Here is a 19119-nt window from a genome sequence, read left to right as displayed (position 1 = left end):
CATGCAGCACCGACAACCTACGTTCACGTCGGAGCCGCTTTGTGGTCGTTTCCTCGCAACGCAACGGAAGCGGAATCGACCGTAGGCGTGCAAAAGTGTGGCATTCGTTGCGCACCTTACCCGCAACCCGGACCGAGTCCCTTTGCCACACAGAAAAACAATTAATCTTATCCTAGCACGCCCATTTGGTCGCGCCCAATTGGCCGCGCTAACGGCGTTTGCGACACCGGTGCCGCCTACGCCGAAGGGCGGTGCCACGCGTGAGCGCAGCACCGCCCTCCGGCGTTGCCTTCCGACGAGTCAGCCCGGAATGCCGGGCTTCGTCGTTCCTTAGCGGAAGTCAGACCCCATGTCGTAATCGTCCATCGGGATGGCCGTGAACTCAGGGCTCAGGCCGGCGTCGACGCCTTCGTAGTCGAAGCCAGTGAAGGCGCTCGGTCCCGTGAACAGGTTGGCCTTGGCTTCCTCGGTCGGCTCAACATTGACCTTGGTGTAGCGATCCAGGCCGGTACCGGCCGGGATGAGCTTACCGATGATCACGTTCTCCTTCAGGCCGATGAGCGAATCGGACTTCGCCTCCATCGCGGCCTGCGTCAGAACACGCGTGGTCTCCTGGAAGGAAGCCGCCGACAGCCACGAATCGGTGGCGAGGGACGCCTTGGTGATGCCCATCAGCTCGTCACGGCCGGAAGCCGGCGACTTACCCTCGGAGACCGCCTTGCGGTTCTGCGTCGTGAAGCGGATGCGGTCAGCCAACTCGCCCGGAAGCAGGTCGGTGCCACCCTGTTCGATGACCGTGATGCGACGCAGCATCTGGCGCACGATGACCTCGACGTGCTTGTCGTGAATGCCCACACCCTGCGACTGGTAGACGTCCTGAACCTCGCGGACCAAGAACTTCTGAGCCTCACGCGGGCCAAGCACGCGCAGCACCTGCTTGGGGTCAATGGCACCCGCGACCAGCTGCTGGCCCACCTGCACGTGATCGCCATCGACGACCAACATGCGGGCACGACGCAGGATCGGGTAGGCCACGTCCTCGGTTCCGTCATCCGGGGTCACGACGATCCGAAGCTGCTTCTCGCCATCCTCGATCGTCACGCGACCGGCGACCTCGGAGATCGGGGCCACACCCTTGGGGGTACGGGCCTCGAAGAGCTCTTGAATACGGGGCAGACCCTGCGTGATGTCATCCGCAGAAGCGACACCACCGGTGTGGAACGTACGCATAGTCAGCTGAGTACCCGGCTCACCAATCGACTGGGCCGCGATGATACCCACGGCTTCGCCGATGTCCACCGTCTTACCGGTGGCGAGCGACCGGCCGTAGCACAGGGCGCACGTACCGACAGCGGACTCACACGTGAGCACGGAGCGGACCTTGATCTCCTGGACGCCAGCATTGAACAGCTGATCGATCAGGACATCGCCGACGTCGGAGCCAGCCTCGGCAAGCACCTTGCCGTCGTCGTCGGTCACGTCCACCGCGAGCGTGCGGGTGTACGCCGAGTTCTCCACGGTCTCGTGCTTACGCACGGTGCCGAGCTCGTCGACGGTGGCCACGGCGACGGTGAGGCCGCGTTCGGTGCCGCAGTCCTGTTCCCGAACGATGACGTCCTGAGACACGTCGACGAGTCGACGGGTCAGGTAACCGGAGTTGGCGGTCTTCAACGCGGTATCGGCCAGACCCTTACGGGCGCCGTGGGTCGCGATGAAGTACTCGAGAACGGTCAGACCCTCACGGTAGGAGGACTTGATCGGACGCGGGATGATGTCGCCACGCGGGTTGGACACGAGACCACGGATACCCGCGATCTGACGCAGCTGCAGCCAGTTACCGCGGGCCTTCGAGGTGACCATGCGGTTAATGGTGTTCAGCTTCTCCATACCGTTCTTCATGGCCTCGGCGACCTCGTCGGTAGCCTTCGACCAGATATCCACCAGCTCGGTACGACGCTCGTCATCGGCAATCAGGCCCTTGTCATACTGGCCCTGCACCTTGCGCGCCTGCTCCTCGTAGGGGGCCAGGATTGCGGCCTTGTCCATGTTCGAGGACACGTCGGAGATGGCCACGGTCACGCCGGAACGCGTGGCCCAGTAGAAGCCAGCGTCCTTCAGGTTATCCAGCGCCTGAGCGGTCTCGACCTTCGGATAGCGCTCGGCCAGATCATTGACGATCTCGGACAGCGCGTCCTTGCCGGCCACGTGCTCAACCCACGGGTAGTCGGCCGGCAGCGTCTCATTGAAGATGATCTGCCCCAGCGAGGTTTCGAGAAGCGCGGGCTGCCCCGGCTCCCACCCCTCGGGCGCAGGCTGCTCAGCGGACGGCGTGAAGCTCTCGACGCGAATCTTGGCGACCGCATTCAGGTGGAGCTCACCGGCGTCGAACGCCATGATCGCCTCGGCAACCGAGGTGAACACGCGGCCTTCACCGACCTCACCCTCTCGCTTGGTCGTGAGGTGGTGGAGGCCGATGATCATATCCTGCGAGGGCAGGGCCACCGGGCGGCCATCCGAAGGCTTCAGGATGTTGTGCGAGGACAGCATCAGGATGCGGGCCTCGGCCTGAGCCTCCGGCGACAGCGGCAGGTGAACTGCCATCTGGTCACCGTCGAAGTCGGCGTTGAACGCGGCACACACGAGCGGGTGCAGCTGCAGGGCCTTGCCCTCAACCAGCTGCGGCTCGAAGGCCTGGATGCCGAGACGGTGCAGGGTCGGTGCGCGGTTGAGCAACACCGGGTGCTCGGTGATGATCTCCTCAAGCACGTCCCACACCTGCGGACGGTAACGCTCCACCATGCGCTTGGCGCTCTTGATGTTCTGCGCGTGGTTCAAGTCCACCAGACGCTTCATGACGAACGGCTTGAAGAGCTCCAGCGCCATCTGCTTCGGCAGGCCGCACTGGTGCAGCTTCAGCTGCGGGCCGACCACGATGACCGAACGGCCGGAGTAATCGACGCGCTTGCCCAGCAGGTTCTGACGGAAGCGGCCCTGCTTGCCCTTGAGCATGTCGGAGAGCGACTTCAGCGGGCGGTTGCCCGGACCCGTGACCGGACGGCCGCGACGGCCGTTGTCGAAGAGCGAATCAACAGCTTCCTGGAGCATGCGCTTTTCGTTGTTGACGATGATCTCAGGGGCACCGAGATCCAGCAGACGCTTCAGGCGGTTGTTGCGGTTGATCACGCGGCGGTACAGATCGTTCAGGTCGGACGTCGCGAAGCGGCCGCCGTCGAGCTGGACCATCGGGCGCAGCTCCGGCGGGATCACCGGAACGGCGTCCAGCACCATGCCCAGCGGGCTGTTGTCCGTGGTCAGGAAGGCGTTGACAACCTTCAGGCGCTTCAGAGCGCGCGTCTTGCGCTGGCCCTTGCCGTTCTGGATGATCTCCTGAAGCATCTCTGCCTCAGCCTGCATATCAAAGCTCTGCAGCCGCTTCTGGATCGCCTCGGCGCCCATGTGGCCCTCGAAGAACAAGCCGTACTTCTCCCGCATAGAGCGGAACAGGCCCTCGTCACCCTCAAGGTCGGCGACCTTCAGGTTCTTAAAGCGGTCCCAGACCTGATCGAGACGCTCGATCGTGGCATCGGCCCGCTTGCGGATCTGCGCCATCGTCTTATCGGCGGCGTCGCGTGCCTTCTTCTTCTCGGCGGCCTTGGCACCTTCGGACTCGAGGCGCGCCAGATCGTCCTCGAGGTCCTTGGCGATGGCGGCGATGTCCGAGTCGCGGGTTTCCATGAGGTTCTTGCGCTCGAGGTCGTGCTGAGCCTGCAGATTCGGCAGCTCGGCGTGACGACGCTCCTCATCCACGGAGGTGATCATGTAGGCGGCGAAGTAGATGATCTTTTCAAGATCCTTCGGGGCCAGATCAAGCAGGTAGCCCAAGCGCGATGGAACGCCCTTGAAGTACCAGATGTGGGTCACGGGTGCAGCCAGTTCAATGTGGCCCATGCGCTCGCGGCGGACCTTGGCGCGGGTCACCTCGACGCCGCAGCGCTCACAGATGATGCCCTTGAAGCGCACGCGCTTGTACTTACCGCAGTAGCACTCCCAGTCGCGGGACGGGCCAAAGATCTTCTCGCAGAAGAGGCCGTCCTTCTCTGGCTTGAGGGTGCGGTAGTTGATGGTTTCCGGCTTCTTGACCTCGCCGTAGCTCCACTCGCGGATTTCTTCGCCGGTGGCCAGGCCAATGCGCATGTTGCCGAAGGAGGATTCGCTGGACATATGGTCCCTATCTCTCTTGTTCTCTGAAGTCTTCTCGAGGTGGCGTGGCCACCTCAGGGTTAGGAAAAAGATCGGGTACGACGGCGGGTGCCCGGCAGGCAATGCCGGGACCCGCCGACGTGCTAGACCTCTTCGACGGAGTTCGGCTCGGCCCGGGACAGGTCGATACCGAGTTCTTCCGCAGCCCGGAAGACTTCTTCGTCCGAGTCACGCATTTCAACAGCCTGGCCGTCCGAGGACAGGACCTCAACGTTCAGGCAGAGCGACTGCATTTCCTTGATGAGCACCTTGAACGACTCCGGAACGCCCGGCTCCGGGATGTTCTCGCCCTTCACGATGGCCTCGTAGACCTTCACACGCCCGTGGATGTCATCCGACTTGATCGTCAGCAGCTCCTGGAGGGTGTAGGCAGCGCCGTACGCCTCGAGAGCCCACACCTCCATCTCACCAAAGCGCTGGCCACCGAACTGGGCCTTACCGCCGAGCGGCTGCTGGGTGATCATCGAGTACGGACCAGTGGAACGAGCGTGGATCTTGTCGTCAACCAGGTGGTGCAGCTTCAGGATGTACATGTAGCCGACCGAGATCGGATCCGGCAGCGGCTCACCGGAGCGGCCGTCGAACAGCCGGGCCTTGCCGGTGTTGTTGATCAGGCGGTCGCCATCACGGGTGAGGCTCGTGTGATCCAGCAGGCCGCGGACTTCGTCCTCTTCCGCGCCGTCGAACACCGGGGTCGCCACCGTCGTGGGGCCGGATTCGCGCGGCAGGTTCGGAAGATTCTTCAGCCACTCGGGCTCGCCCTCGATCTTCCAGCCCTGCTTGGCAGCCCAACCCAGGTGAATTTCCAAGACCTGGCCGATGTTCATACGGCCCGGCACACCCAGTGGGTTGAGGATCACGTCGACCGGGGTACCGTCCTCGAGGAACGGCATGTCTTCCACGGGCAAGATGCGGGAAATAACACCCTTGTTGCCGTGACGGCCGGCTAGCTTGTCACCATCGGTGATCTTGCGCTTCTGCGCCACGTACACGCGGACCAGCTGATTCACGCCCGGGGGCAGTTCGTCGTCGTTATCGCGATCGAAGATGCGGATGCCGATGACCGTTCCGGATTCGCCGTGGGGCACCTTCAAGGAGGTGTCGCGGACCTCGCGGGACTTCTCGCCGAAGATGGCGCGCAGCAGGCGCTCCTCCGGGGTGAGCTCGGTCTCGCCCTTCGGGGTGACACGGCCGACGAGGATGTCGCCAGCTTCAACCTCAGCACCGATGTGAATGATGCCGCGCTCATCCAGCTGGCTCAGCACGTCCTCGGACACGTTCGGGATATCGCGGGTGATTTCCTCCGCGCCCAGCTTCGTGTCACGGGCATCGACCTCATGCTCCTCGATGTGGATCGAGGTCAGCACGTCATCGGAGACCATGCGCTGGGACAGGATGATGGCGTCCTCGAAGTTATGTCCCTCCCAGGACATGAAGGCCACCAGCAGGTTCTTACCGAGGGCCAGCTCGCCCTGATCGGTGGACGGGCCGTCGGCGATGAGCGACTGGTACTCGACCCGGTCACCCTCCGAGACCATGACGCGCTGGTTGTACGCGTTGCCCTGGTTCGAGCGGGCGAACTTCATGATCGGGTACGCCGACTCGGTGCCGTCGTCGTTCATGACGATCACGAGGTCAGCGGAAACATCCGTCACCACGCCCGGCTTCTCCGCCGTGATGGAATCGCCGGCGTCGACCGCGACGTACTTCTCCATGCCCGTACCCACCAGCGGGGCCTCGGACTGCAGCAGCGGGACCGCCTGACGCTGCATGTTGGCGCCCATGAGCGCGCGGTTGGCGTCGTCGTGCTCAAGGAACGGAATCAGGGCCGTCGCACCCGACACCATCTGACGCGGGGAGACGTCCATGTAGTCGATTTCCGCCGGAGTGGCGAGCACCGGCTCGCCACCGCCGCCACGCTCACGAGCCAGCACGAGGTCCTCAGCGAAGCGCTGATCCTCGGTCAACGGCGCATTGGCCTGAGCGATGAGCGCCTGCAGCTCGTCGTCAGCCGTGAGGTAATGGACCTCTTCGGTGACCTGACCGTCCACGACCTTGCGGTACGGGGACTCAATGAAGCCGAAGGCGTTGATGCGGGCGTAGGTAGCGAGCGAGCCGATCAGACCAATGTTCGGGCCTTCGGGCGTCTCGATCGGGCACATGCGGCCGTAGTGCGACGGGTGAACGTCACGCACTTCCATGCCGGCACGGTCACGGGAGAGGCCGCCCGGACCCAGCGCGGAGAGGCGACGCTTGTGCGTCAAGCCGGCCAGCGGGTTGTTCTGATCCATGAACTGCGAGAGCTGGGACGTTCCGAAGAACTCCTTGATCGCAGCGACGACGGGGCGGATGTTGATCAGGGTCTGCGGCGTGATGGCCTCGACGTCCTGCGTGGTCATCCGCTCACGGACGACGCGTTCCATGCGAGACAGGCCGGTCCGGACCTGATTCTCGATGAGCTCGCCCACGGCGCGGATACGGCGGTTGCCGAAGTGATCAATGTCATCGACCTCGACGTGCACGTCAACGTCTTCGCCATTGCGCTGGCCCGGGATCGTCTGCTCACCAGCGTGCAGCGCGACGAGGAACTTGATCATGGCGACGATGTCATCGTTGCCCAGAACGGACGCGGTGGGGCCGGACAGTGGCTTGTCGAGACCCAGCTTGCGGTTGATCTTGTAGCGGCCAACCTTGGCCAGATCGTAGCGCTTGGGGTTGAAGTAGAGGTTGTCCAGCAGCGACTGCGCCGCATCGACCGTCGGCGGCTCTCCCGGACGGAGCTTGCGGTAGATGTCGAGGAGGGCTTCCTCCTGCGTCTCCGTGGTGTCCTTCTCGAGCGTGGCGCGGATGGACTCGTAGTTGCCGAACTCCTCGAGGATCTGGCCCTCGGACCAGCCGAGCGCCTTCAGCAGGACGGTCACCGACTGCTTGCGCTTGCGGTCCAGGCGAACGCCGACCTGATCGCGCTTGTCGATCTCGAGCTCAAGCCAGGCACCGCGGGACGGGATGACCTTGGCGGTGAAGATGTCCTTGTCGGAAGTCTTATCCGGAGTGCGCTCGAAGTACGCACCCGGGGAACGGACCAGCTGGGAGACGACGACGCGCTCCGTGCCGTTGATGATGAAGGTGCCCTTCTGGGTCATCAACGGGAAATCGCCCATGAACACGGTCTGCTGCTTGATCTCGCCCGTGTTGTTGTTCATGAACTCGGCCTTGACGTACAGCGGAGCCGAGTAGGTCGCGTCGCGATCCTTGCACTCAGCCTCGGTGTACTTCGGGTCGGCGAACTCCGGCTCCGAGAAGCTCAGGGACATGGTCTCCTGAAAGTCTTCGATCGGGGAGATCTCGTGGAAGATCTCGGACAGGCCGGAGACTTCGGCGACACTGTCATCGCCGATGGCCTGGGCCGCCATGACCCGGTCCTTCCAGCGCTGGTTGCCGATGAGCCAATCAAAGCTCTCCGTCTGGAGTGCCAAGAGATTGGGAACGTCCAGAGGCTCATGGATCTTTGCGAATGAGATTCGGCCAGCCGCTTCCGCGGACCGCGCCGAACTAGCGGTTACGTTTTCAGAGGTGCTCGAGGCGACCAAGATGGATCCTTCCACAGACCGTCAGGTTTCCGAGCGCCGCCCTCGTCCATGACGTACAGCCCAGAGCATTCGCGATGATCGACGATTGCCCCGGGCTACTCAATGGATTTCGGGCCCACCGCTATATGAAGGCCAGAACGTAGAGAGGGAAGACGCAAAGCTCCATAGTACATCGGCTCACCTAGCATGTCTAGCGGCTGGTTGACAAACGTCGTCGGCCAGAATTCCTCCGGCGGAAGGTAGCCCACACGCCACACAACGGGCCGCGCTCCCGTCAGGGAACGCGGCCCGTTCGCTACGGCGTCGTGTCCTCACAACGCCCCGGTCACCCGCTAGCTCCGGCGATGGCGCATGATCAGCGCCGCAGCGCCGAAGAGCAGCATCCCGAATCCCAGGGCGGACATCCACCCCGCGTTGAGTCCGGTTGGCGGCAGCTTGACCGGAGGCGTTGCCTCGCGGCAGGCCTCGGCGTCCGCTGTAGCTTCCGCCTCGGTTTCAACGAGCGTGGCGGTGTTGGTGAAGGTTTCACAGTCACCGACCGCCACATCACGTGTCAGGACGTACTCGAACGTTGTCGGCTCGCCAGCGTCGTTCCACTCAGCCGTTCCCAACGCGGTGGGCGCGGCGTCCGGGTTCGCCTGGTCATCGACGACGTCAACCGACTTGTTGGTTTCGGCCGCCACCTCGAAGACGACGTCGGCCGTCGCCGTGACGGCACCGCCGTCCCAGGTGAGGACGACGACGTTCTCGCCACGCAGCGCCGGCTCGCCGTCGATGCGACACTCATAATTCAGCGTCAGGGTCTCCCCCGGCTGGATGTCGATGGTCTCGCCCTCGGCAATCGTGCAGGATTGCACGCCTTCGACGCCCGGTTGATCCGCGATGCTTGCGACGATCGGCCCTTGCTCGGCGGAGTTCGGGTTCGTCACGGTGATCTGACCGGAGAGCATCCAGTTGGAGTCCTCGTGCCCGTCGGGGGTCGCCGTCACGGCGTAGTTGAACTGTGGCGCGTCGCCGTCGTGCGCGACGGTGATGTGCTCGCGCTCCACGTCCTTGTCGATCTCCCACAAATACGTCCTGTCAAAGGTCGCCTGAGCGGACTTCGAAACCAAGAGCTCCGCCTCGTGGCAGACGGTCACCGAGGCGTTGTCCTCGGGGTTCTCCCCGGTGACCTCGACCCACGCGGTGTTCACGAAGCCCTGGCATGTGCCGGGGTCGACGGTGAAGGTCAACTCTTGTTCGAAGTCTTTCGACCACTCATCGTCGGAGGGGTCCACTTCGTCCCACGAGACCGTGCCCAACAACACCGGCTCCGCCTCCGGATCCGTCTGATCGTCATAGACCTCAACGACCCGATCCGTCTCACCATCGAGCACAAACTCGACGGCTGCTGGCGCCGTGCGTACGGACCGGTCTCCGTCCGCCCACGAGACCACAGCCACGTTCTCACCCGTGGTCTCAGCCGTGACCCCATCAGTCGTGCACGAATAATCCAGCACCACCGAACTACTCGGCGCGATCGTCACCGTCCCATCCGGATTCAAATCATCATCAGCCACCGTGCACAGGAGAGACTCGATAGAGATCTCATGTTCAATAGCGGCCACGATCCAACCGGACTCGTAGGTGTTCGGGTTCACGACCGTCAGCGAGCCACCCAGCGCAAAACCGCTGTCGGCCACGCCGGCGCTCGTGACGGAGATCAGGTAGGGGACGTCGGCCTCACCCTGGCGGTCCGCCTCCACGAGCTCCTCCGTCCCGAGGCGCTCCTTAGTGATATCCCACAGATACAACCGATCAAACGACCCATCAATCGACTTATCCACCACCAAAGCCGCCTCACGACACGGCATCACGGTCTGCGAATCCTGCGGGTTCTCCCCCGCAACATCCACCCACGCGGTATTCGTGTACTCAGTGCACTGACCCGCCGGAGCGTCCAACGCCATCGTGTACCCGAACTCCGTGGATTCCCCGGCCTCATTCCAGGTCGCGGTGCCCAACAACGCCGGCTCGGCCTCCGGATCGGTCTGATCATCGAAGACCTCAACCGTCTTGTCCGTCTCACCAGCCAGCTCAAACACGACGTCGGCACTAGCGGTTACGAAACCGCCATCCCACGTAACCTCCACCGTGTTCGAGCCCTCGTACGCCGGCTGACCCGACACCACGCACTCATACTCCAACGTGCGCGTCTGCCCGGCCTCGATCACGACCTCGTCACCACCGGTGACCGTGCAGGACTCAACACCCTCGACCTCAGGAAGATCAACAGCCGTCGCCGTGATCGGACCCTGCTGCGCGGAGTTCGGATTCATGATCGTGATCTCACCCGACATCACCCAACCCGAATCCTCGAAACCATCCGGAGTCGCCAGAATCGTGTAATCAAACTCAGGAGCCACATCATCAGCACCCACGGTCACCGTAGTCCGATTCACGTCCTTGCTGACATCCCAGAGATACAACCGGTCAAAGGAAGCCACCGACGACTTCGAGACCATCAAATCAGCCTCATTACACACCGTCGCCACCGCGTCATCCTGCGGATTCTCACCCGTGACCTCGACCCACGCCGTGTTCGTAAACGTCTCACACGTGCCGGCCTCGACCTGGAACACCAACTCCTGAGCGAACTGCTCAGACCACTCATCCACCGGCTCGGTCACGTCATCCCAAGACACCGTGCCCAACAGCTCACCAGCAGCGCCTGGGACCGCCTGATCATCGAAGACCTCAACCGTCCGATCCGTCTCCGTATCCACCGCGAAAGCGAACGGAACCGGATCACTACTGGCCGAACGCTCACCGTTATGCCACGAAGCCATCGCCGTATTCTCACCCGTGGAATCAGCCGTCATCCCCTCGGTCGTGCAGGAATACTCCAACTCCACCGACTGCTCAGGCTCCAGGGTCAACGACCCACCCTCACCCAAACCAGAGACCGTACACACCGCACCCTCAACCGAGAGCGCATCAGAAACCACGGCATCAATGACACCCTCGGCATACACATTCGGATTCGTGATGGTAATAACCCCACCCAACTCAAACCCGGAATCAACATAGCCCTCAGACAACACCGTGATCGCGTAAGGGACCGTCGCCTCACCAGTCTCATCAGCCTCGACGAAGTCCTCGCCACCGTCGGCACGATCCTTGAGCACATCCCACAGATACGTCCGATCAAACGACGCCTCGACCGTCTTCTCGATGACCAAAGCCGCCTCACGGCACACCGTCACCTCAGCCGAGGCTTCCGGATCCTGACCAGTGACCACAACCCACGCCGTGTTCGTGAACGTCGCACACTCACCCACCGGCGCATCAACAGCCAACGGGTACTCAAACGGAATACCCACCCCGTCAGCGTTCCACTCAGCAGAACCCAACAACACCGGCTCCGCCTCCGGATCCGTCTGATCGTCATAGACCTCAACGACCCGATCCGTCTCACCATCGAGCACAAACTCAACCGGAACCGGATCACTCATCGACTCACGCGCACCATCAGCCCACGAAACCACCGCCACGTTCTCACCCGTGGTCTCAGCCGTGACCCCATCAGTCGTGCACGAATAATCCAGCACCACCGAACTACTCGGCGCGATCGTCACCGTCCCATCCGGATTCAAATCATCATCAGCCACCGTGCAGACCAAAGAATCAACCGAAATCTGATCCTCCACCTCCGCCACGATCCAACCGGACTCGTAGGTATTCGGATTCGACACCGTGATCGAACCACCCAACACAAACCCACTATCAACAACACCACCAGGAACAGCCACCACCGAATACTCAACCTCCGGCACAGCATCATCCTGACCAACCATCACCCGCTCCGGATCAACACCCTTAGTGATATCCCACAGATACAACCGATCAAACGACCCATCAATCGACTTATCCACCACCAAAGCCGCCTCACGACACGGCATCACGGTCTGCGAATCCTGCGGGTTCTCCCCCGCAACATCCACCCACGCGGTATTCGTGTACTCAGTGCACTGACCCGCCGGAGCGTCCAACGCCATCGTGTACCCGAACTCCGTGGATTCCCCGGCCTCATTCCAGGTCGCGGTGCCCAACAACGCCGGCTCGGCCTCCGGATCGGTCTGATCATCGAAGACCTCAACCGTCTTGTCCGTCTCACCAGCCAGCTCAAACACGACGTCGGCACTAGCGGTTACGAAACCGCCATCCCACGTAACCTCCACCGTGTTCGAGCCCTCGTACGCCGGCTGACCCGACACCACGCACTCATACTCCAACGTGCGCGTCTGCCCGGCCTCGATCACGACCTCGTCACCACCGGTGACCGTGCAGGACTCAACACCCTCGACCTCAGGAAGATCAACAGCCGTCGCCGTGATCGGACCCTGCTGCGCGGAGTTCGGATTCATGATCGTGATCTCACCCGACATCACCCAACCCGAATCCTCGAAACCATCCGGAGTCGCCAGAATCGTGTAATCAAACTCAGGAGCCACATCATCAGCACCCACGGTCACCGTAGTCCGATTCACGTCCTTGCTGACATCCCAGAGATACAACCGGTCAAAGGAAGCCACCGACGACTTCGAGACCATCAAATCAGCCTCATTACACACCGTCGCCACCGCGTCATCCTGCGGATTCTCACCCGTGACCTCGACCCACGCCGTGTTCGTAAACGTCTCACACGTGCCGGCCTCGACCTGGAACACCAACTCCTGAGCGAACTGCTCAGACCACTCATCCACCGGCTCGGTCACGTCATCCCAAGACACCGTGCCCAACAGCTCACCAGCAGCGCCTGGGACCGCCTGATCATCGAAGACCTCAACCGTCCGATCCGTCTCCGTATCCACCGCGAAAGCGAACGGAACCGGATCACTACTGGCCGAACGCTCACCGTTATGCCACGAAGCCATCGCCGTATTCTCACCCGTGGAATCAGCCGTCATCCCCTCGGTCGTGCAGGAATACTCCAACTCCACCGACTGCTCAGGCTCCAGGGTCAACGACCCACCCTCACCCAAACCAGAGACCGTACACACCGCACCCTCAACCGAGAGCGCATCAGAAACCACGGCATCAATGACACCCTCGGCATACACATTCGGATTCGTGATGGTAATAACCCCACCCAACTCAAACCCGGAATCAACATAGCCCTCAGACAACACCGTGATCGCGTAAGGGACCGTCGCCTCACCAGTCTCATCAGCCTCGACGAAGTCCTCGCCACCGTCGGCACGATCCTTGAGCACATCCCACAGATACGTCCGATCAAACGACGCCTCGACCGTCTTCTCGATGACCAAAGCCGCCTCACGGCACACCGTCACCTCAGCCGAGGCTTCCGGATCCTGACCAGTGACCACAACCCACGCCGTGTTCGTGAACGTCGCACACTCACCCACCGGCGCATCAACAGCCAACGGGTACTCAAACGGAATACCCACCCCGTCAGCGTTCCACTCAGCAGAACCCAACAACACCGGCTCCGCCTCCGGATCCGTCTGATCGTCATAGACCTCAACGACCCGATCCGTCTCACCATCGAGCACAAACTCAACCGGAACCGGATCACTCATCGACTCACGCGCACCATCAGCCCACGAAACCACCGCCACGTTCTCACCCGTGGTCTCAGCCGTGACCCCATCAGTCGTGCACGAATAATCCAGCACCACCGAACTACTCGGCGCGATCGTCACCGTCCCATCCGGATTCAAATCATCATCAGCCACCGTGCAGACCAAAGAATCAACCGAAATCTGATCCTCCACCTCCGCCACGATCCAACCGGACTCGTAGGTATTCGGATTCGACACCGTGATCGAACCACCCAACACAAACCCACTATCAACAACACCACCAGGAACAGCCACCACCGAATACTCAACCTCCGGCACAGCATCATCCTGACCAACCATCACCCGCTCCGGATCAACACCCTTAGTGATATCCCACAGATACAACCGATCAAACGACCCATCAATCGACTTATCCACCACCAAAGCCGCCTCACGACACGCTTGCGCGGAGGCCTCTGAACCGGTCAAGGGCAGCCCGTTGTCGCCGAGGACCGTGGCAGTATTGACGAATTCTTGGCACTGCCCGGCCTCGCCCACGTTCCACGTCAGCTCGTACGTCCGGGTTTGCGGCTGCATCCCGTCAGACCACGTGATGGTCCACGCTGGATCGAACGTGAAATGATCGTCCACCACGGTGATCGTCTGATTGATCGGTGTCACCGACCATTCGTCGATCTCCACAGGGGCGCTCCCCGTGTCAGAGCCGTTCGGGGTCAACGCCGCTTCGGCGTCCCACGTGGCCGTGGCCACGTTTTCGCCCTCGTACTCCGGTTCACTCGTGAAGGTGCAGGTGTAGTCGAAGGTCTCCTTCTCTCCCGCGGCGACAACCCGCGTCGAGTCAAGGACCGTGCACTCGGCTCCGCCGCCGATATCGACAACATCCGTGACCGTGACCTCAATGTCCTGCCACGTGTTGGGATTGAAGACTTCGATCCCGCCGCTCATGGCCCAGCCCGAATCTTGGAAACCCGGGCCGGAGGAGTCGGGGCCGACCGTGACCTCATATTCCACCGTCACATCGCCGGTCGCCGGGTCCGCAGCAAACGGTTGCTCGCCGAGGGCGGACTTCTCAATCTCCCAAAGATACGTGCGGTCAAAGCTGTGGATCACGTTCTTCTCCACCACAAGATCTGCGCCGACACAGAGCGTGGCTTGCGTCGACGAGGATTGACCGGTCTCGACGATCGTCGCCGTATTGTCAAACGTCTGGCACTCACCGGCGGTGACGCTCCGCGTGAGCGTGTAGCTCTTGACGTGCTCCGTGCCCGCCGAAGACCAGGTGATTTCCCACGCCGGATCGAACTGGTACTGGCTGTCCTCGACCGTGATCGTCCGATCGACGTTATTGACCTGCCACTCGTAGCTCTCCTCATCGGATGCGGTAGCCACAGGCGCAGATTCAGGGTCGTCGACGTCCGACTGCGTCTGCGGGTAATCCCCGCGGTTCCACGTCAGCGTCACCTCGTTGGATCCGGACGCGTCAGCCGGCTCCGTCGCGACCTCACATTCGTAGCTCAGGACATTGGTCCCGGCCGCAAACTGCACCTGGAGCCCGTCCGCCGGTGAGGCGTCCGCCGCGTCGACCACGCAGACGGTCCCATCGCTGAGCACGTCCTCGACGGTGGCTACCATCGGGGCAGGGTTGGGGTTGTTGACGGTGATCTGGCCACTCACCACGTAGTCCGACGTCGTCCGCTCCCCCTCGGTCACCGTCACCACATAGTTGAAGTCCGCCGTCGTCGCAGATTGCTCAACCCGAGTCCGGTCCACCGTCTTCTCGATGTCCCACGCGTGCGTCGCCGTGTAGGACGCCTGGATCGTCTTGGTCACCGTCAGCGGTTGCCACGCCCGCGGATCCGCAAAGGTAAAGGTCACAGAACCACCCGGTGACACCGTCTGAGGACCTTGATCCCGGTCTGCCGGCAGCAGGTAGCCCGCCGGCGCAGCGGTCTCCGTCACCGTGTAGGTGCCCGGGTTCACTTCGGCCAATTCGATGGTGCCAGCCGCCGGGTTCGCATCGTTGCTGTCATTGTCCGTGACGGACAGCGTGCCGGACTCCCCGGGCAGCGGGTTCGGCGAGACCTCAAAGCTCGCTCCGCCCAACGGGTTTCCTGAAGCGTCCGTCTTGAGAATCGTCAGGCCGGCGCACAGATCGATGTTGATCGACCCGCCGACAAAGTCCTTGAGCTGGGACGATGGGCTGGCCGAGGCCGCGGAGCGCAGCATGAGGCTCGCGAAGTCGAACTGCCCACAATCGAGGATCCCGTCCGCACCGCCGAAGATGGCGGACAGGTTGAACTTGAACTCGACCAGAGTCGATCCCTGACTGATGGCCTGATCCCACGAGCCAGCGGGCAGTGACTTCGAGACCCACGTCGACCCGTTCCATTCCTGAATTTGCGGCGTCGAGAAGTTGCTTCCGTTCGCCGGGAAGGTGATCCGCAGATCGCCCACCGTTCGCTGGGGCACGGTTGCCCCGTTGCTGTTCGTCGTGGCGGGCGCTTGGTTCAGTTCGAGGAAGTAGCCAATCTGACCGTTGGCCGTGGTCCGTTCAAACGCCAACCAGAGCCAAGCATCCCCCGAGCTGTCATATTCGGCAGCAACCCAGGTATCCCCGACGTCGCCCGAATCCGGCGCACCCGCCGAGCCGTTGTACTGCCACGACGACGGATCATTCTCCTTGGAACCTTGGCTGTAGACGGTGGTGTCGGCGTTACCGATGGGATCCGTTGCCTGATCGATGTCAGCGGGCCAGTCCAGGAGGAACTGGCTGGGCGAGGCAAACATCTCAACGGCAGAGGCCTCGGGCGCGGCCTCGGACTCTTCGGCCGCTTCGGTGGTCTCGGGGGCCTTCTTCGCCTCGCTCTGCTGCTTCGTCTTGGCGGCCGGAGGCTCTGGGGCGTCCGTGATGGCTGGCCCTTCGATGGGCGCAGGCTCGGGGGCCGGCTCGGCGACAGGTTCCGACGGCGCCGGCTCCTCAGCCGGTGGTTCCTCGACCGCTGGCGCGGGCTCGGGCGCTGCGTCCGGGGCCGATTCCTCGGCCGGGGCTTGCCGCGCAGAGACTTCGGCGGCCGAGCTCTCGGCCGGCTCAGTGGCAGCAGTTTCCTCGGCAGGGGCCGGCGATTCAAGGCCTGCTGACGTTGCCATGGCCACGCTTCCGGAGAACATCAGTCCCGCGGCGACCCCCATAGCCAGTAGTGATTTGATGCCGCGGTGCCACGCGGGGCGGACGCGGGAGAGATGTCGTGACATGTCGTCCTCATAAGAAAGCGAGTGAATGATGGCTCGCCAGTGACGTAGGTGCTCTGAGCGCGCACTGGCGGGAGAGACGAAGGACGAACCGAGTCACCGAGAGGAGGTGCAGACACGACGGGTGGCGCCTTGCGGCAGCGCGACGTGTGGTGTGCTGCTGCCTCGACCGGTGGCCTCGATGGGCCTGGTCCAGCAGCAGCTAGGTGAGGGGCGCGCGTCGTGATGACGGCACAACAAAAAGACGGCGGCGCGCCAACATGGCGCACCGCCGTCGAACAAATGCGATCTCCGCGATTCGGGCGTACTCCCCGATCGAAAAATCTTCCATGGCCTTCGGGTCCTTAGAAAAGGTTCCCCCCCGATGCATGGCGTGCCACCTCCCGAGGGAGGCGACACTCTGAGTATAAGCACCTGCCCGTCAGTAGTGGAAGAGATCCCGAGCCGCTGATTCTGCGGAGGTTTTCAAGCACGAAAGGGCCGGGTTCGCGAGGCTGAACCTCGTGAACCCGGCCCTGACGGCTGGAGTGCCGTGCTGCTAGTGCGTCAGCAGTGGCGCGAAGAACTCGCCGAGCTGGTCCGTCGCGTCCAGCGGGAGGACCTGAGCGACGTACTGGTCCGGACGGACGACGACGACGGCGCCCGAACGGGAGATGCCGCGGGCCGCGAAGATGTCCGTGTCCATCCCCGTGCCGAAGACCTTCTGGAGGAACGTCAATCGGTACCGGCCAACCTTGGGCCGGAAGGCCTCGGGGACGTCGTTCAGGTCGATCGAATCGTACGGCTGCTGGTAGATGACCTTAACATCGACGAACGCATCATCGCTGGCGCCAGCCGGAGTCGCCGCCAGAGGCGACTGCGGCGCCGTCGTCAGCCAATCGGCGAAGCGCCGTGTGGCCGAGTTCGCCGCTGCTTCCTGTTCGTCGGCGAACACATAGATGCGCCATTTGCCGTCAGCCTCGGCAAGGTGACCAAGCTCCAGCGGGTTGGCATCGCACACGCGAACAGCTGGCGAGGACTTGAAGCGCTTGCCCACCGGGAAGCCCGTCGCCAAGTCCTGGTGGTCCGTGCCGCCGATGATGAGCGACTCCGGGTACTCCGTCATGAACCCAGCAGGGAATTCGGCGGTGCGCACGTAGAAGTCCTCGAGCTCGCTCGGGCTCTCGAACTCTTCCGGCTTCTTCGCCATCAACGTGGACCACTGCTTGTCGAAGTCAATGAGATTCTGCGCGATGACCTGACGCTCTTGCGAGTACGTGTCCAGAAGCTGCGGATTCGCCCGGCCAGAGATCACATGGCCCAACTTCCACGCTAGGTTAAAGCCGTCCTGCATGGAGACATTCATGCCCTGACCTGCCTTGGCGCTGTGCGTGTGGCACGCGTCTCCCGTGATGAACACCCGCGGCGTGCGCTGGCCACGCTCGGATTCGACGACGTCGTCGAAGCGCTCCGTCAGCCGGTGCCCGACCTCATACACGCTGTGCCACGCCACTTCCTTCACGTCGAGGGAGTACGGCGCAATGATGTCATTGGCCTTGGCGATGATCTGATCGATGGTCGTTTGGCGCACTGCGCCGTTGTCGTCCTCAGGAACCACGCCAAGGTCTACGTACATGCGGAAGAGGTGGCCGCCCTCGCGCGGGATCAACAAAATACTGCCGCCCGACCCAGATTGAATGGCGCACTTCATGCGGATGTCCGGAAAATCGGTCTCCGCCAGCACATCCATGACGCCCCACGCGTGATTGGCCTTGTCGCCCGTGAGCTTGCATCCGATCGCTTGGCGGACCTGACTGCGTGCGCCGTCGGAGCCCACCACGTACTTGGTCTTCACGACGCGCTCGCTCCCCGCGTCCTCGCCGACGGTGCGGCGCAGCGTGACCTGCACGGGATACTCCCCCTGGCCCGTTTCCTCGAGGGCGACGAACTCCCAACCGTAGTCCGGGGCCATGCGGGTCGGCGCCAGCGCCATGGACTCGGCAAAGTAGTCCAACACGCGGGCTTGGTTAACGATGAGATGCGGAAACTCGCTAATACCGTGCGGATCGTCAGGTGTCCGCGCAGTGCGCACGATGTGGGAGGAGTTGTCCGGGTCCGGCCGCCAGAACGAGGTCTCCGTGATCCGGTAGGCCTCTTGAATGATGCGCTCGGCAAACCCGAAGGCCTGGAACGTCTCCACGCTGCGCGCCTGAATGCCATCCGCTTGTCCGAGCTCGAGCCGCCCGCCGCGGCGCTCCACGATGCGAGTCGTCACGTCAGGGAATTGGGCCAACTGCGCCGCCGTAATCATGCCGGCCGGCCCGGTGCCGACGATGAGCACATCCATGGTTTCCGGAAGCTCTGTTGGCCGGTCGATACCCGAGCCAGCAGCAGCATGGATCCGCGGGTCCTCCGAAACGTAGCCGTGGTGGTGGAAATGCACGTGTGTCCTCACT

General features: G+C 62.6%; 4 protein-coding genes. All 4 read right to left on the bottom strand.

Going from position 1 to position 19119, the window contains the following annotated elements:
• Window positions 1–330 precede the first annotated feature (330 nt).
• Window positions 331–4221 (bottom strand): DNA-directed RNA polymerase subunit beta', encoded by a 3891-nt coding sequence (locus IW252_RS10875; protein ID WP_196836570.1) that lies wholly within the window; start codon window positions 4219–4221, stop codon window positions 331–333.
• 122 nt (window positions 4222–4343) lie between these two features.
• On the bottom strand, window positions 4344–7850 hold the full coding sequence (rpoB, locus tag IW252_RS10870) for a DNA-directed RNA polymerase subunit beta (protein WP_196836569.1): 3507 nt from the start codon (window positions 7848–7850) through the stop codon (window positions 4344–4346).
• A 332-nt stretch (window positions 7851–8182) separates the two neighbouring features.
• Window positions 8183–16687, bottom strand: coding sequence for a prealbumin-like fold domain-containing protein (locus tag IW252_RS10865; RefSeq protein ID WP_196836568.1), 8505 nt, complete (start codon window positions 16685–16687; stop codon window positions 8183–8185).
• Between the two features lie 535 nt (window positions 16688–17222).
• Window positions 17223–19106 carry an FAD-binding monooxygenase gene (locus IW252_RS10860; protein WP_196836567.1) on the bottom strand — a complete coding sequence of 628 codons (1884 nt, stop codon included), beginning with the start codon at window positions 19104–19106 and terminating at the stop codon, window positions 17223–17225.
• Window positions 19107–19119: the final 13 nt, after the last annotated feature.

The organism is Zhihengliuella flava (genome assembly GCF_015751895.1).
GTDB classification, from domain to species: domain Bacteria; phylum Actinomycetota; class Actinomycetes; order Actinomycetales; family Micrococcaceae; genus Zhihengliuella; species Zhihengliuella flava.
Note: the sequence above shows the minus strand (reverse complement) of the source record. Positions and strands in the feature narration are given on the sequence as shown.